Genomic DNA, 24134 nt, shown 5'->3' with positions numbered 1-24134 from the left:
TAGGCGGCGTTCAGCGCACCACCATCCGCGTATAGAGATGCCAGGTCGCATAGCCGAGCCACGGCAGCACCACCGCCAGCCCGATCGCCGCGGGGATCATCCCGAGCAGCAGCAGGCCCGCGACGCGCACCCCCCAGCCGAGCACTTCGTGCGGATTGGTGCGGACCGCTTTGAGCGAAGTGCGCACCGCGGTCAGCGCATCGACCGGCTGGTCGACCACCATCGGGAACGACACCACCGCGAGCACCAGCGTCGCCACCGCGAAGGCGCCACCGGCGAGATTGCCGAGCAGGATCAGTGTCCACCCCTCGCTGGTGGTGAAGAGCCGCCCGAACACGTCGCTTGCCTGCAGCGGCGCGAGCGCGCCGAAGGTGGCGTCATAGATTGCATAAGCCACGCCGAGCCACAGCACGAACAGCGCCGCAATCCCGAGCGTCAGCAGCGCAAGCGGCCAGCGGCTGCGCCCGTTGAGCGGATCGAGGAAGTGCCACCAGCTCGAATCGCGCCCCTCCTCGCGCCGCCGGGCGAGCTCGTAAAAACCCGAGGCGACCGCCGGCCCGGCGATCGACAGCCCGGCGACGAGCGGGAAGAGCAAGGGCAGCAGCGGCGCGTTGAACGCAAGCGCGACCGCGACGAAGCAGATGACGGGATAGAGCAGCCCGAGAAAGATCAGATCGCCGCGCTTCTCGGTAAAGTCCTTCCACCCCTCGGCCAGCGCCCAGCTCAAATCCGCCGGGCCTATTCGCCGGATCTCGGGAAGATCGGCGGCGGGGGCGGGCGTAGCGGTTGCGTGCAGCGTGGTGGTCATCTGTTCGGTCCTCGTCCTAAGCGTACATTCCTTCTTCTTGTCGCTGCAGTGTACGCCTTTCGGGCGTTCCCGACAATCTCAGCCGAAGGGGCGGTTGAGCCGCACGATCGTCAGGTTGAGCATGGCGGCGAAACTGACCCACAGGAAATAGGGCACGATCAGCAACGCCGCGAAGGGCGAGATCGGCCAGAGACCGACGAGCAGCGCGACGAGCGAGCCCCATAAGAAGACGACCTCGACCAGCGCCCAATCGGGCCGGCGCAGCGCGAAGAACAGCGGGCTCCACGCGAAATGGCACGCAGCGTTGACCGCGAACAGGATGATGACGGCGTGGCGCGCCGAGTCGTCGGGCGCGGCGCGCCACGCGATCGCCGCGGACCAGGCGGCGAGCCCGAGAATGACCGTCCAGGCCGGCCCGAACAGCCAGTTGGGCGGCTGCCAGGCAGGCTTGCGCAGCGCGTGGTACCAGGACCCGATCGGCGTCGCGAGCCCGCCGGCCACGAGCAGGACGATCGCGCAGCCGCCGGAAACGATCAGCGGGCTCATCGCGCGATACCCTTCGCCTTTCGGCCACTGTCCACTTGCCGAGTGTCAAGCGCGTGATACACTGGCGCAATGGGCATGGCATTTCCCTTTTCGGCGATCGTCGGCCAGGACGAGATGAAACTGGCGCTGCTGCTCGCCGCGATCGATCCGCGGATCGGCGGCGTGATGGTATTCGGCGACCGTGGCACCGGCAAGTCCACCGCGGTGCGCGCGCTCGCGGCCTTGCTGCCACCAATGCCTGCTGCCCTTGCCGGGTTCCATCCCGAGGGCGCGCCGCCGCCCGATCGCAAGGCGACCGTGCCCGTCCCCTTCGTCGATCTCCCGCTCGGCGCGACCGAGGACCGCGTCGTCGGCGCGCTCGATCTCGAGCGCGCGCTGGGCGCAGGCGTCAAGGCGTTCGAGCCGGGGCTGCTCGCGCGCGCCAATGGCGGCTTCCTCTATATCGACGAGATCAACCTGCTCGAGGACCATATCGTCGACCTGTTGCTCGACGTCGCGGCGTCGGGCGAGAATGTCGTCGAACGCGAGGGGCTGTCGGTGCGGCATCCGGCGCGCTTCGTGCTGGTCGGGAGCGGCAATCCCGAAGAGGGCGAGCTTCGGCCGCAACTGCTCGACCGCTTCGGCCTGTCGGTCGAGGTGCGCACACCGCAAGATCTGGCCGCGCGGATCGAGATCCTCAAGCGCTGCGACGCGTTCGAGCGGACCCCGGCGGCGTTCGCCGAGGCGTGGCGCGCGGCCGAGAAGAAGACGCTGCGCCGCCTGGCGCGCGCGCGCGCCGCGCTCGCTACGGTGAGCATGCCCGATGCGATGCTCGCGCGGGCGGCGCGCTTGTGCATGGCGGTCGGCGCCGATGGCTTGCGCGGCGAACTGACGCTGATGCGCGCGGCGCGCGCGCTCGCCGCGCTCGACGGCGAAGCGGTCGTCGGGCCGGCGCAGCTTGCGCAAGTCGCGCCGCTGGCGCTGCGGCACCGGTTGCGGCGCGGGGTGCTCGACGAGACGGGCTCGACCGTGCGGATCGAACGCGCGCTCGACGAACTGGCGGCGTGAGCGCGGGACGCGCGCCGCTCGACGACGCGATGCTTGCGGCGCGCCTGTGTGCGATCGATCCGGTCGGCCTTGGCGGGATGATTTTGCGCGGTGGCGGCGAGATGCGCGACGCTGTGCTCGCGTCGCTGCGTGCGGCGCTCCCTGCGGGCGCGCCCCTCCGGCGGGTGCCGGCGCATGTCGATGACGACGCGCTGCTCGGGGGACTCGACCTCGGCGCGACGCTCGCGCTCGGGCGGCCGGTGCGGCAGCGGGGATTGCTCGCCGCGGCAGATGGCGGGATCGTCGTGCTGCCGATGGCCGAGCGGATCAGCGAAGCGAGCGCGGCGCGGATCACCGCGGTGCTCGACGCGCGCGCGATCGAGGATGCGCCGGTGTGCGTCGCGGTGGTCGCGCTCGACGACGGGGTCGGGGAGGAAGCGCCGCCGCAGGCCCTGGTCGAGCGACTGGCGTTCCGGATCGATCTGTCCGACTGCCACGCGCCGAGCGATGCAACGCCGTCCGACGCTGACTCGGCCGTGCCATGCAGCGACGCGCAGCCGCTCGATCCGTTTGCGATCCTTGCGGCGGCAGCGGCAGCGCTCGGTGTCGATTCGGCGCGGGCACCGCTCTTCGCGCTGCGCGCGGCGCGCGCGGCGGCGGGCTTGGCCGGGCGCGATGCGCCGGATGCGGACGATCTGATCCTCGCGATCCGCCTCGTGCTCGCCCCGCGCGCGACGCGTGTTCCCGCACCACCGCAGGACGAAAGCGCGCCCGAGTCGCCGCCACCGCCGCCCGAGGGCGAGCAGGGCGACGAAGACCGCGGTACGCCCGAGCCCCCCGAAGACCTCGTCCTCGCGGCAGCGCTCGCCGCGCTCCCGCGCGACGTGCTCGAACGGCTCGCGGCAGGCGCGGCGCGGCGCGGGCGCACGTTCGCGCGCGGTGCCGGCGAACGGCGCAAATCCCCCTTGCGAGGACGACCGCTCGGCGCGCGCGCCGGGGTTCCGCGCGGCGGTCTGCGGCTCAGCCTGATCGACACGTTGCGCGCGGCCGCGCCGTGGCAGAAGCTGCGCGATCGCGGTGCGGGGCCGATCCGGATCCGGCGCGACGATCTGCGCATCCGCCGCTTCGAACTGCGCGCGGAGACGCTGACGATCTTCGCGGTCGACGCCTCCGGTTCGGCGGCGGCGACGCGACTGGCCGAGGCGAAAGGCGCGGTCGAGCTGCTGCTCGCGCAGGCCTATGTGAAGCGCGCGCAAGTCGCCTTGGTGGCGTTTCGCGGGTTGGCGGCCGAAGTGCTGCTGCCGCCGACGCGCTCGCTCACCCGCGCGCGGCGCGCGCTCGCCGATCTGCCGGGCGGCGGGGGAACGCCGCTTGCCGCGGGGCTCGACGCGGCGCGCACGCTCGCCGAAGCGGCGCGCGCACGCGGGCGCACCCCGTTTCTTGTCGTGCTGACCGACGGGCGCGGCAATATCGCGATCGATGGCAGCGCGGTGCGCGAGCGCGCCGAGCGCGATGCCGAGCAGGCGGCGCGCGCGATCGGCCAAGCGGGGATCGGCGCGGTTTTCCTCGATACCGCGCCGCGCCCGCGCCCCGAGGGGGCGCGGCTCGCGCTGGCGATGGGCGCGCGCTATCTGCCGTTGCCGCGCGCCGACGCCGCGGCGATGCACCGCGCGGTCACCGCCGCGCAAGCCGCATGAGCCAGCCGCGCTGGGAGGTCGAGGGACGCGACTGGCCCAATCGCGGCGCGAGCCGCTTCGTCGATACCGCGCGGCTGCGCTGGCACGTCCAGGTGATGGGCGCGGGGCCCGTGCTGCTGCTGCTCCACGGCACGGGCGCGGCGACGCACAGCTGGCGCGATCTCGCGCCGCTGCTCGCGGAACACTTCACCGTGGTCGCGCCCGATCTGCCGGGGCATGGCTTCACGCGAGGGCGCCCCAGCGGCGGGCTGGCGATGCCGGCGATGGCGCGCGCGGTCGGAGAGCTGCTGCACGGCCTGGCGCTCGAGCCGGCGCTCATCGTCGGGCATTCCGCGGGCGCGGCGATCGGGATGCGGCTGGTGCTCGACGGGATCGCGGTGCCGGCGCGCATCGTCGGGCTCAGCCCCGCGCTGCTGCCCTTTCCCGGGCTTGCCGCGACGCTTTTCCCGGGGCTGGCGCGGTTGCTGTTCGTCAATCCGTTCGTGCCGCATCTCGTCGCCGGGCTCGCGCGCGGGCCGGGCGATGCCGGGCGCTACCTCATGCGGGCGACGGGGTCGACGATCGATCCGACCGGCGTCGCGCTGTACCGGCGGCTGTTCGCGACCTCCGACCATGTCGCAGGCGCGATCACGATGATGGCGGAGTGGGATCTCGACTCGCTCGCGCGCGATCTGCCGCGCATGCGCGGGCCGAGCCTGATCGTCCACGGCGCGGCCGATGCCGCGATCCCGCTCGCCTCGGTCCGCCAGGCTGCCGCCTTGCTCCCCGACTGCCGGCTGGAGGTGCTCGCCGGGCTCGGCCATCTCGCGCACGAGGAACGCCCCGATACGGTCGCGGCCTTGATCCGGGATTTCGCGGAGCAGCCCGATGCCGAATAGCTATTTCGCCTTGCTCGACATGGCGATCGTCGGGGTGCCGACGATCCTGTTCGTGATCTGGCAGCTCGTCTCGATCAATCGCGAGATCGCGCGCGATCGGGCCGCAAAGGCCGCGCCTTCCGACGAGTCACCAGAGCGCGCGGGGCATGCGATAGGGGAGCATCGACTGGACGATCGGTGAGCGGAAGCGCCCGAGCGACAGGCTCTCGTGCACCGCATCGACGCTCTCGCCGAACAGCCGCGTCGACAGCGCCGAGCGCGCATAGAAGGGCGCGTCGATCCAGGTCCGCGTCACGCGCGGCGTCGCGTCCGCATCGGCGCGCGTCGCGCGCGCGACACGCCAGCCGGTATGCGGCAGCGACACGCGCGGTGGCGGCGCGACATCGTGCCAGCGGCCTTGCCGATCGAATTTGAGCGCGAGCTCGAACGGATCGCCGCCGCGCCGCCGCCCCTCATAGAGCACGGCGACGTCGTTGCGCAGATGCGCGCGTGACCAGTGCCAATCGTCGAACCCCGCCTCGAGCGGCTCGTCGCCGAAGTTCGAATCGACATAGCCCTGCCCCGACCAGCCGAGATCGGGATGCGTCATCGCCACTGCGACTCGCGCGCGCGGCGCGACCGGGTGCCAGCGGTGCCGCGCCGCGGGATCGAGCGCGAAGGCGGTCGTGCCGATCTGTTCCGGGGTAACGCGCACCGTCCCGCGCACGCGGGATGGCAGCGGCGCCGAGCGTTCGTCGATCGCGATCACCAGCGTGTCGCCGTCCCAGCTGAGCGCGCTCGGGCCGACCTGGAAATGGTCGGCATCGCGGCGGACGTGGCGTTCGCCGCGCTCGGTCATCGCCCATGCCCCCCCGCGCGGACCGCACAGCGCCACGTTGATTGCGCAATGGTTGTCGGGCCGCCCGCGCCCCGAAAGCTTGTAATACGGCGAGAAGACGCTGCCGATAAAGGCGATGATCGTCAGGCCGAAGCGACGATCGGCGCTGAGCGCGTCGACATACCACCAGGCATAGCCGTTCGCGTCGACTGTGACGTCGAAACGCGGTCCTTGAGCAGGCAGGCGACGGCTAGCCGGGCGGACAAGGCCGCCATCGGCACGCCCGCGCCCGGATGGGTGCTCCCGCCCGCGCAATAGAGCCCAGGGATCCGCGTCCGGCTGCCCGGGCGGCGGAAGGAGGCCGCCCACCCGTGCGAGGCCGGTCCATAAAGGGCTCCACCCGTCCGTGGGAACAGGCCGTTGAAGCCGCTCGGCGTCGTCAGCACCGTCGCTTCCTCGGGCAGCTCCAGCGTCAGGCCAGCGCGCTGCAGCGTGGCGTGCATCGATTGCGTGCATTGCTCGATCTCCGCTTGGGTCAGGGGGGCGGTGTCGCCGGTGGCGGGGGCGTTGACGATGATCTGGAGCCGCTCGGATCCGCCCGCGCCCGCGCCCGTCTTGGCGTCGCGATCCTGCGCGCAGACATAGACGGTCGGGTCGGCGGCCACGCGGCCGGCGGCGAGGTCGGCGAATTCGGCGGCCGAGTCGCGCGCGAAGAAGACAGAGTGGCGGACCAACGGAAAGCCGCGCGCGATGCCGTTCGCGCACCACACCAGCGCCGAAAGCGAGCGGCCGCGCGCCGGCTGCGGCGCGACCGCGGCGCGCGCCGCCGCGCCGAACGCACCGTGCGCGAGCGCGGCGGGATCGGCGTTGCAGACGATCGCGGCGGCGTCGATCCGCTCGCCCGAGGCGAGTCGCACGCCGGCCGCACGGCCGCGCTCGATCACGATGTCGCGCACTGGCGCGCCATAGCGGAAGATCGCGCCGTGGCGCAGCGCCAGCGCCTCGAGCGCCTTGGCCAGGGCATGCATGCCGCCGGAGATCAGCCACACCCCGGCTGCCTCGACATGCGCGACGAGCATCAGCGTCGCGGGGCACAGGAAAGGCGAGGAGCCGCAATAGGTCGCATAGCGCCCGAACAATTGCCGCAGCCGCGGATCGTCGAAATGCGTGCCGAGCGCGGACCATAAGGTTTCATAGGGCCGGATCTGGTTGAGGTCGGTCAGGCCGCGCCATCCCATCCGCCACGTCAGCCCGAGCGGATTGGTCTGCGGCGCGCGCAGGAACGGCGCATCGAGCGTCTCGAAGATTCGCCGCGCCTCGGCGCGGAAGGCGCGATAGCCGGCGGCGGCGCGCGCGCCGGCAAAGGCGCCGATCGCCGCCTCGCTCGCGGCGGGATCGGCGAACAGGTCGAGGCGATCGTCGCCCCAGGCATGGCGCGCCAGCACCGTCGCCGGGGTCAGCGTCAAATGCGACTCGAGCGCGCTGCCGCAGTCGGCGAAGATTTCGTCGAACACCTGGCGCAGCGTGAACACCGTTGGCCCGGCATCGATCGCCACGCCGCCCGCGACGATTTCACGCATCTTGCCGCCGGGGCCGGCCGCCGCCTCGACCACCGTGACGGGCACGCCGCGTGCGGCAAGCAACGCGGCGCTGGCCAGACCGCCAATCCCGGCACCGACGACCAACACAGTGTCCTGCGAGCTCATGTCGCGATCCTCACCCAGCCGATGTCCACTCGACTGGACAGCGAGCATCGTCCACTGTGAAAGACATGTCAAAGCCTCTCTCGAGCAAATCCGTGTCGGCCGCCATGCAGGGGATCCGGCTCGCGTGGCGCAACCGCTGGCTGGCCTCGCCGCGCTTCCAGCGTTTCGCGGCGCGCTGCTGGCTGACCCGTCCGATCGCGCGGGCGCGGGCGCGCGGCCTGTTCGACCTGGTCGCGGGGTTCGTCTATTCGCAGACGCTCGCCGCGTGCGTCGCGACCGGGTTGCTCGACCGGCTCGCGCAGGGCCCGCTCGACTGCGCCGCGCTCGCCGCGCAGATCGACGTCCCGCCAGAGGGCACGCTGCGCTTGCTGCGCGCCGCGGCGGCGCTGCACTTGGTCGAGCGACTCGGCGACGGCTGGGTGCTGGGCAGCGCCGGGGCGGCGCTGCGCGGGAATCGCGGGATCGCCGAGATGGTCGCGCATCACGCCTTGCTCTACGCCGATCTGGCCGATCCCGTGGCGCTGTTGCGGCGCGGCGGCGGGGGCGGGGCGCTGGCCGATTATTGGCGCTATGCGGGTGGGGCGGACCCTGGCAATGCCGAGTCGGTCGCGCCATATTCCAAGCTGATGGCGGCGTCGCAGCCGCTCGTCGCGGCGCAGACGCTCGACGCGTACCGCTTCGCGCGGCATCGGCGCCTGCTCGATATCGGTGGCGGCGAGGGCGGCTTTCTCGAGTCGGTCGCGGCGCGCGTGCCCACGCTCGAGCTGGCGCTGTTCGACCTCCCCGCGGTCGGCGACCGCGCGCAAGCCCGCTTTGCGGCGGCCGGCCTCGAGGCGCGGCTGACGGTCCATCGCGGCAGCTTTCTGAGCGATCCGGTGCCGCACGGATACGATCTGATCACCTTGGTCCGCGTGCTGCACGATCATGACGACGCGGTTGCGCTTGCGCTGCTGCGCGCGATCCATGCCGCGCTGCCGCCGGCCGGACGCTTGCTCATCGCCGAACCGATGGCACAGACCCCCGGCGCCGAACCCGCCGGGGATGCGTATTTCGGGTGGTATCTGCTGGCGATGGGCTCGGGCCGTCCCCGGTCCGCAGGGGAAATATGTGCGATGCTCGCGACCGCCGGTTTTTCGCGCGCGCGGCCCTTGCCGACCGCGCTACCGATTACCTGCCGGGTCGTGATCGCCGACCGATGAGGTGTTTCGTCAATCAAGATTGACAATGTTAAGTGTCCATATAGACTGACACCATCAGGACCCTAAAGGGCCGCTGCAGGGGATGCAGGGTGGAGACGTTGGCGATCGTATTGGAGGCTCCCGAACAGGTTGCTCTGCGACGTCTGGCGTTGAACCCGGTCGGCCCCGCCGACGTGCTGATCGAGATTGCCTGGAGCGGGATTAGCGCCGGCACCGAGAAACTGCTCTGGTCGGGCAAGATGCCGGCCTTTCCCGGCATGGGCTATCCGCTGGTCCCGGGGTATGAATCGGTCGGCCGGATCGTCGATGCGGGTGGCGAGGTCCGCGGGCGGATCGGCGAATGGGTGTTCGTTCCCGGCGCCAATTGCTATGAGGGCGCGCGTGGTTTGTTCGGCGGATCGGCGCGGCGCGTCGTGCTGCCGTCGGCGCGCGCGCTGCCGGTCGACGAATCGCTCGGCGCCGACGGAATCCTCACTGCGCTGGCCGCGACGGCCTATCATGCCGTGGCGGGGGGCGCTGCTCCGGAGCTGGTGATCGGCCACGGTATCGTCGGTCGGCTGGTGGCGCGGATCGCGCTCGCGCTGGGCGCGGCGGCTCCGACCGTCTGGGAAACCAACCCCGAGCGGCGCGACGCCGTCGGCTACGCGGTGATCGACCCGGCGGACGACGCGCGCCGCGATTATGCGACGATCTGCGAGGCAAGCGGGGCGTCCGCCATTCTCGACACGATCGTCCCGCGGCTTGCGAAGCGCGGCGAGATCGTGCTCGCGGGCTTTTACGACCGGCTCGACTTCGCGTTTCCGCCCGCCTTCCAGCGCGAGGCGCGGTTGCGCATCTCCGCCGAATTCACTCCCGACGATGTCGCCGCGACCAGCGCGCTGATCGCTTCCGGCGCGCTGCGGCTCGACGGGCTGATCAGCCATGTCCGCCCGGCCGCGGCGGTGGTCGAGGCCTATCCCGCCGCGTTCGGCGACCCCGCCTGTCTCAAGATGGTGCTCGATTGGAGTGCGGTATGACGATGCTCGACCCAGGCCCGCTGCGCGACGAAGCCGCGTACGAGCCCGATCCCGTTCCGACCGGGCCGGTGACCAAGGAAACGCAGATCATCGCGATCTACGGCAAGGGCGGCAGCGGCAAGTCGTTCGCACTGGCCAACCTCAGTTACATGATGGCGCAGCAGGGCAAGCGCGTGCTGCTGATCGGCTGCGACCCCAAGAGCGACACGACGTCGCTGCTGTTCGGGGGCAAGTCGACTCCGACGATCATCGAGACGAGCTCGAAGAAGAAGCTCGCGGGCGAGGAGATCGGGATTGAGGACGTCTGCTTCCAGCGCGACGGGGTGTTCGCGATGGAGCTCGGCGGGCCCGAAGTCGGTCGCGGCTGCGGCGGGCGCGGGATCATCCATGGCTTCGAGACGCTCGAGAAACTCGGCTTCCACGAATGGGGCTTCGACTATGTCCTGCTCGATTTCCTCGGCGACGTGGTGTGCGGCGGCTTCGGCCTGCCGATCGCGCGCGACATGTGCCAGAAGGTGATCGTCGTCGCCTCGAACGACCTCCAGTCGCTCTATGTCGCCAACAACGTCTGCAAGGCGGTCGAATATTTCCGCAAGATGGGCGGCAATGTCGGCGTCGCGGGGATGATCCTCAACAAGGATGACGGCACAGGCGAAGCCAATGCGTTTGCCGATGCCGTCGGGATTCCGGTGCTGACCGCGATCCCGGCGAACGAGGACATCCGCAAGAAGAGCGCCAACTATCAGATCATCGGCAAGCCCGGCGGGCAGTGGGCGAGCCTGTTCGAGCAGCTCGCGGTCAACGTCGCCGAGGCGCCGCCGCTGCGGCCGACGCCGCTCGATCAGGACGGGTTGCTCGGGCTGTTCTCGGCGGATGTGACGGGGGCGGATTACGCGCTGAAACCCGCGAGCCAGTCGGATATGCGCGGGGTTGCGTTCGTGGCGAAGCCGACGCTCGAGGTGATCTACGATGCCGTCTGACGCGCGCCTCGTCGCCGCTCCCCTCCCTGGAAGGGAGGAGAGAGGCCGCGACCGGATCGACCTTTCGGCCCAAGGCGGCTGCTCAAGCGGCGCCACCCTGCGCGAAGCCGCCGAACTCGCCGGCAAGTCCGACCTGCTCGCACGCTACGACGCCGATTATCCCAAGGGCCCGCACGATCAGCCGCAATCGATGTGCCCGGCGTTCGGCTCGCTCCGCGTGGGCTTACGCATGCGCCGCACCGCGACGATCCTCTCCGGCTCGGCCTGCTGCGTCTATGGCCTGACCTTCACCTCGCATTTCTACGGCGCCAAACGCAGCGTCGGCTACGTCCCCTTCTCGTCCGAGACGCTCGTCACGGGAAAATTGTTCGAGGACATTCGCGATGCGGTCCATCAACTCGCCGACCCGGCGCTGTACGACACGGTGATCGTCACCAACCTCTGCGTGCCGACCGCGAGCGGCGTTCCGCTGCAATTGCTCCCCGACCAGATCAACGGCGTGCGCATCATCGGCATCGACGTCCCCGGCTTCGGCGTCCCGACGCACGCCGAAGCGAAGGACGTGCTCGCCGGCGCGATGCTCGCCTATGCGCGCAAGGAAGCCGAGCACGGCCCCGTCGCCGCACCGAAGCACCGCGCCGACCGGCCGAGCGTGACGCTCCTGGGCGAGATGTTCCCCGCCGACCCGCCCGGAATCGGGCTGCTGCTCGAGCCGCTGGGCCTGGCCGCCGGCCCGGTCGTCCCGACGCGCGAATGGCGCGAGCTCTACGCCGCGCTCGACTGTGCCGCGGTGGCGGCGATCCATCCTTTCTATACCGCGAGCGTCCGCGAGTTCGAGGCGGCGGGGCGCAGCGTAGTGGGTTCGGCGCCGGTCGGCGCGGAGGGGACGGCGGCGTGGCTCGACGCGATCGGCGCGGCGTGCGGTATTGCTCAGGGAAGGGTCGATGCGGCCAAGAACCGCTTTCTCCCCGCGATCCGCGGCGCGCTCGCCGCCAAACCCATTTCGGGGCGGATCACCGTCTCGGGCTATGAAGGCTCCGAACTGCTCGTCGCGCGGCTGCTGATCGAAAGCGGGGCGGACGTCCCCTATGTCGGCACGGCGTGCCCGCGCACGGTGTGGTCCGACCCCGATCGCGACTGGCTCGAGGCGCATGGGTGCCGCGTCCAGTATCGTGCGAGCCTCGAGCAGGATCTGGCCGCGGTCGAGGAATTTGGCCCCGATCTCGCGATCGGCACGACGCCCGTCGTCCAGCATGCCAAGCAGAAGGCGATCCCGGCGCTTTATTTCACCAACCTCATCTCGGCGCGGCCGCTGATGGGGCCGGCGGGGGCGGGGAGTCTGGCGCTGGTGGTCAACGCCGCGCTCGCCAACCGGGCGCGCTTCGACAAGATGACGCGCTTCTTCGAAGGGGTGGGGGTGGGGCCGTCGGCCGGCGTGTGGGAAGACACGCCGGTCGACCGGCCCGAATTCAAGGCCAAATACGCCGCCAAACGCATCGCCGCCGCGAAGGCGGAAGAGAGCGTCGGGGTATGAGCGTCGCGGCCAACCTCGTCCTTTACGACCGCGACGCCAGCCGCGGCCGTCACCCAGCCCATATCCGTCACCCCAGCGAAAGCTGGGATCTCCCGCTGCACGCGCGCGCCACTTGCCACGAGACCCCAGCTTCCGCTGGGGTGACGAGGGAGGTGGAGCCATGACGCTCATCCTCGATCATGATCGCGCCGGCGGCTATTGGGGTGCGGTCTACGCCTTCACCGCGATCAAGGGATTGCAGGTGATCATCGACGGCCCGGTCGGCTGCGAAAACCTGCCCGTCACCTCGGTCCTGCACTATACCGATGCGCTCCCGCCGCACGAATTGCCGATCGTCGTCACGGGGCTCGGCGAACAGGAACTCGGCCGCGACGGCACCGAGGGCGCGATGAAGCGCGCCTGGGCGGCGCTCGACCCCGATCTGCCCGCGGTCGTCGTGACCGGATCGATCGCCGAGATGATCGGCGGCGGCGTCACGCCCGAGGGCACCAACATCCAGCGTTTCCTGCCGCGCACGATCGACGAGGATCAGTGGCAGTCGGGCGACCGCGCGCTGACCTGGCTGTGGACGCAGTTCGGCCCGAAGAAAGTGCCCGCGCTGCGCCCGCTCAAGGAGGGGGAGCGCCCCAAGGTCAATCTGATCGGCCCGATGTATGGTTGCTTCAACATGCCGTCCGATCTCGCCGAGATCCGCCGTCTGATCGAAGGGATCGGCGCCGAAATCGGCATGGTCTTCCCATTGGGCAGCCATCTCGCCGATGTCCGCAAGCTCGCGGACGCGCAGGTCAATGTCTGCCTGTATCGCGAATTCGGCCGGGGGCTGTGCGAAGCGCTCGAGCGGCCTTACCTCCAGGCGCCGATCGGCCTCGAAAGCACCACGCTCTTTCTCCGCAAGCTCGGCGAATTGCTCGGACTCGATCCGGAGCCGTTCATCGAGCGCGAGAAGCACACCACGATCAAGCCGCTGTGGGATCTGTGGCGCTCGGTCACGCAGGATTTCTTCGGTACCGCAAGCTTCGGTATCGTCGCGACCGAAACCTATGCGAGAGGCATCCGCGCGTTCCTCGAAGGCGATATGGGGCTGCCGTGCCACTTCGCCTTCGCGCGCTCGGCCGGGATCAAGCCCGACAATCACGCAGTGATCGACGCGATCCGCGCCAACCCGCCGCTGATCGTGTTCGGCAGCTTCAACGAGCGGATGTACATGGCCGAGGCCGGCGCGCGCGGTGTCTATATCCCGGCGAGCTTCCCCGGCGCGGTGATCCGCCGCCACATTGGCACGCCGTTCATGGGCTATGCCGGCGCGACCTATCTCATCCAGGAAGTGTGCAACGCGCTGTTCGACGCGCTCTTCCACATCCTGCCGCTCGCCGGGCAGCTCGATGCGGTCGAGGCGACGCCCGCGCGGATCGAGCGCGAGGTCGCGTGGGACGATGCCGCCAAGGCGGCGTTCGATGAAGTGGTCGAGCGCGAGCCCGTATTGGTCCGCATCTCCGCCGCGAAGCGGATCCGCGATGCCGCCGAACGCGGCGCGCGCCGCGCCGGCGAAGCGTCGGTGTCGCCGGTACGTCTCGCGCACGCCATCACCGAAAGCCGCGGCGGGTGACCGCGCGGCGTCTTTTTCCGCGTTCGCGCGGACCCAGGATCCCACGGCAGGTGCCGCGTGGATGCAGCCGGGGAGCGCCTCTGACGCTCCTGTTCGTGGTCGTCAGAATGGAGACGCAGCAATGAGCGACAAACGAGACGAAAGGTTCGGGCCGGGGACATATCTGACCCCGGAAGAAGCGAAGGAGTTCCATAAACTCTTCATCACCAGCTTCGCATTGTTCACCGCGGTGGCGATCGTCGCGCACATCCTCGTGTGGATGTGGCGCCCCTGGATTCACTGATCTTCCATCTTAGCGAGGAGACCACGTCATGTGGAGAATTTGGCTTATCTTCGATCCGCGGCGCACGCTCGTCGCTCTGTTCGCCTTCCTGTTCGTGCTGGCGCTGCTGATTCATTTCATCCTGCTCAGCACCGATCGGTTCAACTGGCTCGATGGTCCGCATACCGCCCCGGCGGCAGCGACCGCGCCGGCGACGACGCCAGCGCCATAGCGCGCGCGCTCGAGCGGATGGGACGTGACAGCCGCCCCATCCGCTCGAAGCCGGACACTTGCGTGAGGGATTCGCGTGCCACGGATTCAGCCGTGGACAGGCGGTGGAGGATGGCGTCATGGCGCTGCTGAGTTTCGAACGAAAATACCGCGTCCGCGGCGGCACGCTGCTCGGCGGTGACCTTTTCGACTTCTGGGTCGGGCCCTTTTATGTGGGGTTCTTCGGGGTGACCACGGCCCTGTTTGCAGGGCTTGGCACGGCGTTGATCGTCTATGCCGCGTCGCTCGGGCCGACCTGGAACATCTGGCTGATCAGCATCGCGCCGCCCGACCTGCGCTACGGTCTGTCGCTGGCGCCGTTGCGCGAGGGCGGGTTCTGGCAGATCATCACGATCTGCGCGGTCGGGTCGTTCGTGTCCTGGGCGCTGCGCGAGGTCGAGATTTGCCGCAAGCTCGGCATCGGCTATCATGTCCCCGCCGCGTTCGGCGTCGCGATCTTCGCCTATGTCTCGCTCGTCGTGATCCGCCCGATGCTGCTCGGCGCGTGGGGCTTCGGCTTTCCCTACGGCATCTTCAGCCATCTCGATTGGGTGTCGAACACCGGCTACCAATATCTCCATTTCCACTACAATCCCGCGCACATGCTCGCGGTGAGCTTCTTCTTCACCACGACGCTCGCGCTCGCGCTGCATGGCGGGCTGGTGCTGTCGGCGGCGAACCCCGCGAAGAACCCCGACGGAACGCAGGGCGAGGTCAAGTCGCCCGAATATGAGGACGCCTTCTTCCGCGACACGATCGGCTATTCGATCGGCACGCTCGGCATCCACCGGCTCGGGCTGTTCCTCGCGCTGAGCGCGGGCTTCTGGAGTGCCGTCTGCATCATCATCTCGGGGCCGCTGTGGACACGCGGCTGGCCGGAATGGTGGAGCTGGTGGCTCAACCTGCCGATCTGGTCCTGAGGGGAGATTTCGCGTGGCAAGCTATCAGAACATCTTCACCCAGATCCAGCTGCGCGGGGCGCCCGAGACCGGGCCGGCGCTTGGGGCGTATGATTTCCCGCGGCTCGGCAAGCCGGCCTTCTCCTACTGGATGGGCAAGATCGGCAATGCGCAGATCGGGCCGATCTATCTCGGCGGGCTCGGCATCCTGTCGCTGATGTTCGGCTTCCTCGCGTTCGAGGTGATCGGGCTCAACATGTGGGCGTCGGTCGGCTGGAACCCGATCCAGTTCGCGCGGCAGCTGCCGTGGCTCGCGCTCGAGCCGCCCGGACCCGAATATGGCTTCCAGCTGTTCGTGCCGCTCGCGCATGGCGGCTGGTGGCAGATCGCCGGCTTCTCGATGACCACCTCGGTGCTGCTGTGGTGGCTGCGCACCTTCCGCCGCGCCAAGGCGCTGGGTCTCGGGACGCACGTCCCCTGGGCGTTCGCGAGCGCGATCTGGCTGATGCTCGTGCTCGGCTTCATTCGGCCGATGCTGATGGGGAGCTGGGCCGAGGCGGTGCCGTTCGGGATCTTCCCGCACCTGGATTGGACCGCAGCCTTCTCGATCCGTTACGGCAACCTCTTCTACAACCCGTTCCACTGCCTCTCGATCGTCTTCCTCTACGGGTCGACGCTGCTGTTCGCGATGCACGGCGCGACGATCCTCGCGGTCGGGCGTTACGGCGGCGAGCGCGAGCTCGAGCATATCACCGATCGCGGCACCGCCGCCGAGCGCGCGGCGCTGTTCTGGCGCTGGACGATGGGGTTCAACGCGACCTACGAATCGATCCATCGCTGGGCCTGGTGGTTCGCGGTGCTGACCACGCTGACCGGCGGGATCGGCATCCTGCTGACCGGCACCGTGGTCGACAATTGGTATCTCTGGGCGATCCAGCACGGCTATGCGCCCAATTATCCGGGGACCGGCGTCGTCGATCCCGCGACGCTTCCGGGAGCATCGCAATGACCGCGCGGCACAGCTTGTTGATGATCGTTGCCCTGACCGGCCCGTTGATGCTGGGCGGCTGCGAATTCGGGCGGAAAATCACGCAGCAGACGGGCTATCGCGGCACCGGCGGCGACCAGATCATCGACGTGCGCCACATGGTCAAGGCCTCGGCGATCCCCGCGCCACCCTATGCGCTCCCCGACGATAGCGGCCCGCGCGCGCGCGAAACCTATCAGAACGTCAAGGTGCTCGGCGACGTCTCGACCGAGCGCTTCAACCATCTGATGGCCTCGATCAACCAATGGGTCGCGCCGCCCGAACAGGGCTGCAACTATTGCCACAACCCCAACAACATGGCGTCGGACGAGAAATACACCAAGGTCGTCGCGCGGCGGATGCTGCAGATGACGCGGCAGATCAACGGCAAATGGTCGAGCCACGTCCAACAGACCGGCGTGACGTGCTGGACCTGCCACCGCGGCAATGCGGTGCCGGTCTACAAATGGGCGATCGCCGAAGGCGTCGCCGATCCCGATTCGATCGTGCGCAACAAGCATGGCCAGAACACGCCCAACGTCGCGGTCGGCTATGCCTCACTGCCCTATGATCCGTTCCAGACCTATCTCAACGGCACGGCGCAGATCCGCGTCGCGGCAAGCAGCCAATATCCTTCGCCGAGCCATGTCGTGTCGATCAAGGATGCCGAAAAGACCTATGGCCTGATGATGCACATGAGCACCGCGCTCGGCGTCAATTGCACCTATTGCCACAATACGCAGTCGTTCCGATCCTGGACGCTCAGCCGCCCGCAGCGCGCCACCGCTTATTACGGCATCCGCATGGTGCGCGATATCAACGGGCAGTATATCAACTCGCTGACGGGCGTGTTCCCGGCGTATCGCAAGGGGCCGCATGGCGATCCCTACAAGGCGAATTGCCAGACCTGCCACCAGGGGCAGAACAAGCCGCTCGGCGGGATTTCGATGCTCGCGGCGAACCCGACGCTCAAAGCGCCGCCGATGCCGACCGCCGCACCCGAGGGCGGCGCTGCGGGCAAGGCGGTGCCCGCGGTGCTGGCCAACCCGCAGGCGATGACGCAGCGGCAATGAGCGCGCGCCGCCCGCAGCCCCGCGGCTGTGGGCGCGTGGTTCGTCCGGAGCCGCCCGCATGGATGGCCTGAGCTTCCACAATCATCCGCTGCGCGCCGCGCTTGCCGAGGAAATGCACGTCCGCCGCTTGCCGCGCTTTGCGGCGCCGTGTCGCCTGATGCAGATCGTCACCGTGCTCGGTGAGGAGGGCGCGAGCGGTGCCGCGGCGCATTTCGAGCGCATCACGCGGCACGTCGCGACAAAGCTTCCCCCCGATACGCGCTACGCGGTGGTCGATTTCGGCCCGACCAAGCTGGTGCTCGAGCGGCATACCGAATTCGCGAGTTACACCTTTCTGCGCGAAGGCGCGTTCGAGCAGCCGTTCGCGACCGATCTGTTCGATCCGCTCGCGCCCGAAATCGCTGCCGACATGCCGGGCGCAGTGATCCGCGCGACGCAGATCGCTGTCTATCCGCAGGGCAGCGAGCCCCCGCCCGAAGCGCAACTCGACCGGCTGTTCGCGCCCGATGCGCTGATCCGCTGCCAGATCGCCGGTGGAAAGGCGACGATGCTGTCGGATTTCCGGCTCAATACCGACGGGTTCGGGCGGCTGCTGCTGATCGACCATGGCCTGCTCCGCGACGAACCGTCGCAGCTCGTGCTGCGGCTGCAGGAGCTCGGCAATTATCGCAACATGGCGCTGCTCGGCCTGCCGCTGGCGCAGCGACTGACCCCCGACGTCTCGCGGCTAGAGGCCCGGCTCGCCGATCTGACGCACGCGGTGTCCGAACGGCGGACGCAGGACGACGAACTGCTCGACGAACTGACCTATCTCTCGGCCGAGCTCGCACGGCTGCTCGCCGAGACGCGCTATCGGATGAGCGCGACGCGCGCTTATGCGCAACTCAGTCTCGACCGGCTCGAGACGCTCGGAATCGGGCGGATTGCGGGCTATCAGACGCTCGCCGACTTCACCGAGCGGCGGCTGACGCCCGCGGTGCGGACGTGCGACAGCTTCTCCGCGCGGCTCGACGATCTGTCGCAGCGCGCCGCCTGGACGAGCGAACTGCTCCGCACGCGGATCGACATCGCGCTCGCCAAGCAGAATCGCGATTTGCTCGAGTCGATGGACACGCGCACCCAGCTGCAATTGGGGTTGCAGCAAACGGTCGAGGGGCTCTCGGTGGTGGCGATCAGTTACTATGCGGTGGCGCTGATCGGCTATCTCGCGGCGCCGGCGCATGCCTGGAAGGAATGGGTGATGGTCGGGGCGGTGCCGCTGGTGTTCGGCGCGGCGTGGCTGTTCGCGCGGCGCGTACGCAGGGGGCTCGAAGAGTAGGCCCGCACAATCCGTCTTACGCCGAGAGAGGGAGTCCGTCCGTCACAGACTCGTCACCCCGGGCTCTTCCCGGGGTCCACCGTGCCGCTGTCGCATCAGGCGCCGTGCCGCGCTGAGCCGTCGACCCCGGCACAAGGCCGGGGTGACGTTAGATGGCGATTGCGCAGAAAATCAGCCGCCTCGCTTTAGGTCCCTTCAAGCCGCCATCGCGCGCCGCGCCAGCGCGCATTGCGACCAGATCTCCGACAGCGCGTCGACGAGCCTGTCGACGTCCCCGTCGGTATGTACCGGCGACGGCGTCAGCCGCAGCCGCTCGGTGCCGACCGGGACCGTCGGATAGTTGATCGGCTGGACATAGATGCCATGCTGCTCGAGCAGCCAGTCGCTGATCATCTTGCACTTCTTGGCGTCGCCGACCATCACCGGGATGATGTGGCTCGGATTGTCGATCGTCGGGATGCCGATCGCGTCGAGCCGCCGCCGGACCTGCGCGACGCGCGCGTGGTGCTGCGCGCGTTCCCAGCCGCTTGCTTTGAGATGGCGGATGCTCGCGGTCGCGCCCGCGGCGAGCGCCGGCGGCAGCGCGGTCGTGAAGATGAAGCCGCTCGCAAAACTGCGGATGAAATCGCACAAGGCGGCCGAGGCGGCGATATAGCCCCCCATCACGCCGAACGCCTTGCCGAGCGTGCCCTCGATCACGGTGATGCGGTCCATCAGCCCGCGTTCCTCGGCGACGCCGCCGCCGCGCGGGCCGTACAGCCCGACGCCGTGGACTTCATCGAGATACGACAGCGCGCCATGGCGTTCGCACACGTCGAGGATCTCGGCGATCGGCGCGATGTCGCCGTCCATCGAATAGACGCTTTCGAACGCGACGAGCTTGGGCCGCGCCGGGTCGATCTGCGCGAGCTTGCGATCGAGATCGTCAGGGTCGCTATGCTTGAAGCGCAGGCACTCCGCGCGGCTGTGGCGGATGCCTTCGATCATCGAGGCATGGTTGAGCTCGTCCGACAGCACGACGCAATTCGGCAGCCGCGCGGCGAGCGTACCGAGCGCCGCCCAGTTCGAGACATAGCCCGAGGTGAAGAGGAGCGCCGCTTCCTTGCCGTGCAGATCGGCGAGCTCGGCCTCGAGCACGACATGCGCGTGGGTGGTGCCGGAAATGTTGCGCGTCCCACCGGCACCGGCGCCGCACGCATCGAGCGTGGCGTGCATCGCGTCGAGCACTTTGCGGTGTTGCCCCATCCCGAGATAGTCGTTCGAGCACCACACCGTGACATCGCCGACGCCGTCCTCGGCATAATGGCGCGCACGCGGGAAGCTGCCGGCCTTGCGCTCGAGCTCGGCGAAGATGCGGTAGCGCCCATCCTCCTTCAGCGCGTCGAGCTCGACCTGAAAGAATGCCTCATAGTCCATGGCGTACCCCTCCTACTCGCTTATTGCGGCTTTGGCCGCTTGGGTCTTTGCTGCCGCCCATTGCCACAGTCTGGCATCGCGCAGCGGCAACACAAGAAAAAGATGCTCGACGAGCCCCAGCGCCGCCAATCCGGCGAGCAAGGTCGCGGTGACGGCCGCGCCGCTCTGCGTCGGAGCAGCCTCGGCGACGTTCCACGCCCAGCAGGCGAGCGCGCTCGAGCCGATCACCGACACTGGCAGCAGCGCGTTGCCCGCGCGCTTGCGGAAATAGCTCTTGAGATAGGCGAGATGCGCCGGGAAGACCTCGTCGCTGAGGTTGGGCACGCCGAGATAGAGATTGAACTCGGCGCTGAGCCGCAGACCGAACAGCAAAAGGAAGGTGAGCGGCGCGCTCTGGTTGGGCTGGCGCCAGGTCAGCGCGAACAGCAGCAGCGCGGTCGCCGCGATCGCGACTTCGTGATGGATCACCGTCGCGGTGGCGAGCCTCAATCGCGTCCAGCCGGTCGCCGCGGGCGGGCAGGGCGCGCGATTGGGCCCGGCGACGAACCCCATCAGGAAGCCCATCTCGTGCCAGCCCCAGATCACGATCGCCGCCGCGAAGCCGAGATAGGCGCCGCCCCAGCTCGCATCATCGGCCGACCACCACACTGCGCCTGTCGCCGCCACCGCCGCGACGCCGGCGAGCCGGAAGCTTGTGCGGAAAGTCGCGCGCGGTCGGCTGTCGAGCCACACCACTGCAGCCGTCCCGATGAACCACATCACAAGCGCGAACAGGAGCGGCGGGATCGTCACCAGGCGGGAACCAGCCGGGCCGAGGCGGGGATCGCGTTGCGCTGGACAGGCGTCAGATACAGCCGCGCGAAGTTTACCGCCGCCGCGCCGATCAGGCCGATCCGTTTGATCCCGCCGATCACCCCCCCTTGCGCCTTGGCGGCGTCGATTCCGGCGGCGATCCGGCGCATCCGCTCGAGCCCGGCGCGAAAGCGCGGCGACTCGGTGTCGAGCACGAGCGGGAAGACCTGGCGCGTGATCTGCGAGCAGACCGTGAAGACGCGGTAGTCGTACTCGTCGGGGTCGATCCCGAGCGCCTTGTGGAACGCCGGGCGATTATGGTCGCGCACGTACATCGTCGCATAGACCGCGACGAGGAAGAAGCGGATCCACAGCACATTGTGCCCGCGCAGCAATTTGGGATCGGTCCGCATCAGGATGGCGAAGGCCTCGCCGTGGCGGAACTCGTCGTTGCACCATTCCTCGAACCAGTTGAAGATCGGGTGGAAGCGCCACTCCGGATGCTGCGCGAGATGCCGGAAGATCGTGATGTAGCGCGCATAGCCGATCTTCTCCGAGAGATAGGTCGCGTAGAAGATGAATTTCGGCCGGAAATAGGTGTATTTTTTGGTCTTGGTGAGGAAGCTGAGATCGACCCCGATTCCGGCATCCTTGAGCGTATCGTTGATGAAGCCGGCATGGCGGCTTTCGTCGCGGCTCATCAGCCGGAACAGCGCCTTGATGTCGGGGTTCTGCGCGCGCTTCTGGATCTCGGCATAGAGGATGCAGCCCGAGAATTCTGCGGTGAGCGAGCTCACCAGGAAATCGATGAATTCCTCGCGCAAGCCGTCGGGCAAGCTTTCGATCACGCCGTCGAATGCATTGGTGCGGCGGAAATGGCGCCGGTTCGGATCGGCGACCATCTCGGCGATCAGCTGGTCCCATTCGGCGCGCACCGGCGAGACATCGATCCGGTCCATCGCGGCATAATCGGTGGTGTAGAAGCGCGGCGACAGCACCGTGTCTTCGCGGGCGATTGCCAGCGTATCGGCGGGCGCAATCGGCGTGATGGCGTTCATGACAGTCTCCGATCCGAAAAGCTGACTTCGTAGAGTTCGCGCATCTCGAAATGGCCGCGCAGCTTGGTCCACAGCCGCTCGATCGGCCCGGCGCGCTCGATCGTCGCGATGCGCTCGAACACGCGTGCGCTGCCGAACGCGACATGGATCGGATCGCCATGGACGCGCACCCGGTCGCCCGGGTTGATCGCGACGCCGCCGGCGAGCTCGACATGCGCGCAAAGGAATTCGTCGCTATGCTCGACCTCGATCCGGCACGGCGTGTCGAAGCGGGCGCGGCGGAACGGGCTCATCGCGACGTCTCCGGGGCGCTCAGCAGTGCGGCGAAGGCGGCGCGGTTGGTCGTACCGAAGGCGTTGAGCTCGATCGAGCGGCCGGTCGCGCTGTCGGTCAGCGTCAGTTCGCCGTCGCGCCACTGCGTCAGCGTGAAGGGCGCCTCGCTGCCGATCCCGTGCATCCGCCGCTCGCGCGCGAGTCCGCGCATCACCCCGCGGATGAAGCCGGTCTGCTGTCCCGGCGTGATCGTGCCGGCGGTCCGCCCGGTGCCGACATCCTCGATCCGCACGCCGCGATCGGCCGAGTCGAGGAAGCGCAGCGAGCGCGACTGCAGCGGCGCGACATGCGTCGTCTCGCGCAGTGCGGCGGGCGATCCGGCGGGCGGGATATGCGCGATGCGGACGGTCGCAGTGAGCAGGAAGGCGAATCCGACCAGCGACCCGGCGAGGATCAGCGCGCCGCGCGGGAGCTGTTCGGCTTGGGGTTGGGCTTGGCTCATGCCGCCACCGCCTGGCGCAAGCCGGTGGCGGTCGCCGCTGCCACGACGGGCACCGCGATCTGGCCGCTCGGCTGCACCTCAAGGCATGCGCGCGCGATCAGCGACGCGACCTGCGCCGCATCGGGGAGCGCGCGCAGCATCGGTTGCGCCGCGGCAAGATGCCACGGCCGCGCGTGCGGCCACAGCGCGAGATAGCCGAGCCTTCGCTCGCCGGTCAGCGCCAGCGGAATGTCGCCCGATCGATCATTCTGCACCGCAAGCCCGACGGTGCCGATCATCGCCAGCGGCAAGTTGATGCATTTCGGAAACGCCACGCCGATGCGCAGCACGACGCGGCGATTCGTCAAGGTATAGAGCGTCGTGCGCGCCGCGCCCCAGGCGAGGGCGCGCAACAGGCCGACCGCGACGATCCCGAACATCGCCGTCAGCGCTACCCCCGACAGATCGCCGGGGCCGCGGATACCGCGCGAAACCGCGGCGATCGCCGCCCAGACGCCAAGCAGACCGAAATAGGCGGTTACCGCACGCGTATGATAGGCATGCCGCGCGAGTACCCGCCAGTCGGGCGCGCCCTGCCAGACGATGCGCTCGCCCGGCGGGAGCAGTCCCGGCAGCCCCGGGATCGGCTCGTAATCATGCTCGGTCACAGGAACGGCTCCTGACGGTCGACGCTGGCATAGAGATAGCCGCCGCCGAAATAGCCGAGCACGCGCTCCTCCTCGTACAGCGTGATCGTGGCGGTCGCGATGCGCGGGGCGTCGGCGAATTGCGCGGCGGTGATCGCGTCGCACAGCACCGCGCCGCGGCGGCGGTCGATCGTCACCATCATCATCGGCACAAGAATCGCACCCGCTCCCGCCGCGCCGTCGACCGCGAGATAGCGGACGAGCCGGTCGGCGCGGTCGATCCACACTTCGGTGACGGTGCCCGCCCGAAGTCCGTCGCACCCATAGATCGGCATTCCGCGCGGGTCGGGATCGCGCGTCGCGATCGTCAGCTCGAGCGAGGCGCCGAGCGGGACGATCCGCGGGTGCCCCTCCATGTCGATGTCGGGATGTTTGCTGCGGTTGGCGTAGGCCGCCGGGCCGATCCCGTCGATCAGCGGGTTGCCGGTCGGCGCATAGGGTGCGCCGGCGAAGCGATCGGTGCGGCGTGCGGCGATATCGACGGGTTCGCGCCCTTGCGTCGGCGTGGTGACGAAGCCGCGGCCGAACGAGAGCCTGAAGGTCTTGGCGATCGCGGTGTGGAACGGCCCGCCTTCGGTCTCGACCTGCCCGCTGACCTCATGCTCGAGCGGGTAACCCTCGCGGCGATCCTCGCGGCGCAGATAGAAGACCAGGCAGACGAAGAACAGCACGAAGGCGTAGAAGACGAGCATCGCCACATCGATGCCGGGAGTGAGGGTCGGATGCATGGGCGGTCTCCCCTGGG

26 protein-coding genes are annotated in these 24134 nt (G+C 68.9%); 15 read left to right on the top strand and 11 right to left on the bottom strand.

The features are described 5' to 3' along the window. Positions 1-10: 10 nt before the first annotated feature. Together RH90_RS04475 and RH90_RS04470 are read right to left on the bottom strand one after the other, a co-directional pair. Complete coding sequence (locus tag RH90_RS04475; protein ID WP_010184150.1) at positions 11-808, bottom strand: DUF2189 domain-containing protein; 798 nt, start codon at positions 806-808, stop codon at positions 11-13. A 78-nt stretch (positions 809-886) separates the two neighbouring features. Continuing rightward, positions 887-1354, bottom strand: a complete 468-nt coding sequence (locus tag RH90_RS04470; RefSeq protein WP_010184149.1) for a TspO/MBR family protein — start codon at positions 1352-1354, stop codon at positions 887-889. A 69-nt stretch (positions 1355-1423) separates the two neighbouring features. On the opposite strand from RH90_RS04470, the gene RH90_RS04465 reads away from it, so the two are divergent. The 4 genes from RH90_RS04465 to RH90_RS04450 are packed head-to-tail and all read left to right on the top strand — an operon-like array spanning position 1424 to position 5136. Further along, positions 1424-2401 carry an ATP-binding protein gene (locus tag RH90_RS04465; protein WP_010184148.1) on the top strand — a complete coding sequence of 326 codons (978 nt, stop codon included), beginning with the start codon at positions 1424-1426 and terminating at the stop codon, positions 2399-2401. Further along, positions 2398-4077, top strand: coding sequence for a magnesium chelatase subunit D (locus RH90_RS04460; RefSeq protein ID WP_010184147.1), 1680 nt, complete (start codon positions 2398-2400; stop codon positions 4075-4077). Before RH90_RS04465 ends, RH90_RS04460 begins: the two co-directional genes overlap by 4 nt. Further along, on the top strand, positions 4074-4955 hold the full coding sequence (bchO, locus tag RH90_RS04455; protein ID WP_010184146.1) for an alpha/beta fold hydrolase BchO: 882 nt from the start codon (positions 4074-4076) through the stop codon (positions 4953-4955). Before RH90_RS04460 ends, bchO begins: the two co-directional genes overlap by 4 nt. Then, complete coding sequence (locus RH90_RS04450) at positions 4945-5136, top strand: hypothetical protein (RefSeq protein WP_010184145.1); 192 nt, start codon at positions 4945-4947, stop codon at positions 5134-5136. The genes bchO and RH90_RS04450 overlap by 11 nt, the downstream gene beginning before the upstream one ends. On the opposite strand, the gene RH90_RS04445 is transcribed toward RH90_RS04450, so the two are convergent. Continuing rightward, complete coding sequence (locus tag RH90_RS04445) at positions 5083-5793, bottom strand: hydroxyneurosporene synthase (protein ID WP_010184144.1); 711 nt, start codon at positions 5791-5793, stop codon at positions 5083-5085. The genes RH90_RS04450 and RH90_RS04445 overlap by 54 nt on opposite strands. Before the next feature lie 122 nt (positions 5794-5915). Then, the gene (gene crtD, locus RH90_RS04440) at positions 5916-7478 is read right to left on the bottom strand and encodes a 1-hydroxycarotenoid 3,4-desaturase CrtD (protein WP_010184143.1); all 1563 of its coding nucleotides are present in this window, start codon (positions 7476-7478) and stop codon (positions 5916-5918) included. A gap of 92 nt (positions 7479-7570) precedes the next feature. Here crtD and RH90_RS04435 point away from each other — a divergent pair, with 92 nt between their 5' ends. The 11 genes from RH90_RS04435 (at position 7571) to RH90_RS04390 (ending at position 18662) form a co-directional block, all read left to right on the top strand. Beyond that, positions 7571-8677 (top strand): acetylserotonin O-methyltransferase, encoded by a 1107-nt coding sequence (locus tag RH90_RS04435; protein ID WP_232280299.1) that lies wholly within the window; start codon positions 7571-7573, stop codon positions 8675-8677. Positions 8678-8766: 89 nt separating this feature from the next. Beyond that, a complete protein-coding gene (gene bchC / locus RH90_RS04430) occupies positions 8767-9693 on the top strand; it encodes a chlorophyll synthesis pathway protein BchC (protein WP_029625029.1) in 927 nt (308 codons plus the stop codon). Next, on the top strand, positions 9690-10673 hold the full coding sequence (locus RH90_RS04425; RefSeq protein WP_010184140.1) for a chlorophyllide a reductase iron protein subunit X: 984 nt from the start codon (positions 9690-9692) through the stop codon (positions 10671-10673). The genes bchC and RH90_RS04425 overlap by 4 nt, the downstream gene beginning before the upstream one ends. Beyond that, positions 10663-12207 (top strand): chlorophyllide a reductase subunit Y, encoded by a 1545-nt coding sequence (gene bchY / locus RH90_RS04420; RefSeq protein WP_010184138.1) that lies wholly within the window; start codon positions 10663-10665, stop codon positions 12205-12207. The genes RH90_RS04425 and bchY overlap by 11 nt, the downstream gene beginning before the upstream one ends. 160 nt (positions 12208-12367) lie before the next feature. Further along, positions 12368-13813: a chlorophyllide a reductase subunit Z gene (gene bchZ / locus RH90_RS04415; RefSeq protein ID WP_010184137.1), complete on the top strand. Its 1446-nt coding sequence runs from the start codon at positions 12368-12370 to the stop codon at positions 13811-13813. A 121-nt stretch (positions 13814-13934) separates the two neighbouring features. Beyond that, the gene (gene pufB, locus RH90_RS22475; RefSeq protein WP_010184136.1) at positions 13935-14096 is read left to right on the top strand and encodes a light-harvesting antenna LH1, beta subunit; all 162 of its coding nucleotides are present in this window, start codon (positions 13935-13937) and stop codon (positions 14094-14096) included. Between the two features lie 28 nt (positions 14097-14124). Continuing rightward, positions 14125-14307 (top strand): light-harvesting antenna LH1, alpha subunit, encoded by a 183-nt coding sequence (pufA, locus tag RH90_RS04410; protein WP_010184135.1) that lies wholly within the window; start codon positions 14125-14127, stop codon positions 14305-14307. Between the two features lie 118 nt (positions 14308-14425). Continuing rightward, on the top strand, positions 14426-15265 hold the full coding sequence (pufL, locus tag RH90_RS04405) for a photosynthetic reaction center subunit L (protein ID WP_010184134.1): 840 nt from the start codon (positions 14426-14428) through the stop codon (positions 15263-15265). Positions 15266-15278: 13 nt separating this feature from the next. After that, the gene (pufM, locus tag RH90_RS04400; protein ID WP_010184133.1) at positions 15279-16253 is read left to right on the top strand and encodes a photosynthetic reaction center subunit M; all 975 of its coding nucleotides are present in this window, start codon (positions 15279-15281) and stop codon (positions 16251-16253) included. Further along, on the top strand, positions 16250-17344 hold the full coding sequence (pufC, locus tag RH90_RS04395) for a photosynthetic reaction center cytochrome PufC (RefSeq protein ID WP_010184132.1): 1095 nt from the start codon (positions 16250-16252) through the stop codon (positions 17342-17344). Before pufM ends, pufC begins: the two co-directional genes overlap by 4 nt. Before the next feature lie 58 nt (positions 17345-17402). Further along, entirely contained in the window at positions 17403-18662 is a 1260-nt protein-coding gene (locus RH90_RS04390) for a DUF3422 family protein (protein WP_010184131.1), read from the top strand. Between the two features lie 195 nt (positions 18663-18857). On the opposite strand, the gene hemA is transcribed toward RH90_RS04390, so the two are convergent. From hemA to puhA, 7 genes are read right to left on the bottom strand one after another with little or no spacing between them, the layout of a single operon-like run. Continuing rightward, a complete protein-coding gene (gene hemA / locus RH90_RS04385; RefSeq protein WP_010184130.1) occupies positions 18858-20078 on the bottom strand; it encodes a 5-aminolevulinate synthase in 1221 nt (406 codons plus the stop codon). Positions 20079-20090: 12 nt separating this feature from the next. Then, positions 20091-20870 (bottom strand): putative photosynthetic complex assembly protein PuhE, encoded by a 780-nt coding sequence (gene puhE / locus RH90_RS04380; protein ID WP_010184129.1) that lies wholly within the window; start codon positions 20868-20870, stop codon positions 20091-20093. After that, positions 20867-21928 carry a magnesium-protoporphyrin IX monomethyl ester (oxidative) cyclase gene (gene acsF, locus RH90_RS04375; protein ID WP_010184127.1) on the bottom strand — a complete coding sequence of 354 codons (1062 nt, stop codon included), beginning with the start codon at positions 21926-21928 and terminating at the stop codon, positions 20867-20869. The genes puhE and acsF overlap by 4 nt, the downstream gene beginning before the upstream one ends. Beyond that, positions 21925-22221 (bottom strand): hypothetical protein, encoded by a 297-nt coding sequence (locus RH90_RS04370; protein WP_010184126.1) that lies wholly within the window; start codon positions 22219-22221, stop codon positions 21925-21927. Before RH90_RS04370 ends, acsF begins: the two co-directional genes overlap by 4 nt. Then, a complete protein-coding gene (gene puhC / locus RH90_RS04365) occupies positions 22218-22703 on the bottom strand; it encodes a photosynthetic complex assembly protein PuhC (protein ID WP_010184125.1) in 486 nt (161 codons plus the stop codon). The genes RH90_RS04370 and puhC overlap by 4 nt, the downstream gene beginning before the upstream one ends. Next, positions 22700-23350 (bottom strand): photosynthetic complex putative assembly protein PuhB, encoded by a 651-nt coding sequence (gene puhB, locus RH90_RS04360; protein ID WP_010184124.1) that lies wholly within the window; start codon positions 23348-23350, stop codon positions 22700-22702. The genes puhC and puhB overlap by 4 nt, the downstream gene beginning before the upstream one ends. Next, a complete protein-coding gene (puhA, locus tag RH90_RS04355) occupies positions 23347-24117 on the bottom strand; it encodes a photosynthetic reaction center subunit H (protein ID WP_010184123.1) in 771 nt (256 codons plus the stop codon). Before puhA ends, puhB begins: the two co-directional genes overlap by 4 nt. Positions 24118-24134: the final 17 nt, after the last annotated feature.

Origin of the sequence: Sphingomonas sp. PAMC 26605, assembly GCF_000241485.1 — a bacterium.
Lineage (GTDB): Bacteria > Pseudomonadota > Alphaproteobacteria > Sphingomonadales > Sphingomonadaceae > Sphingomonas.
The sequence above is the reverse complement of the archived record's forward strand: the minus strand, read 5'-3'. Positions and strand labels throughout refer to the sequence as shown.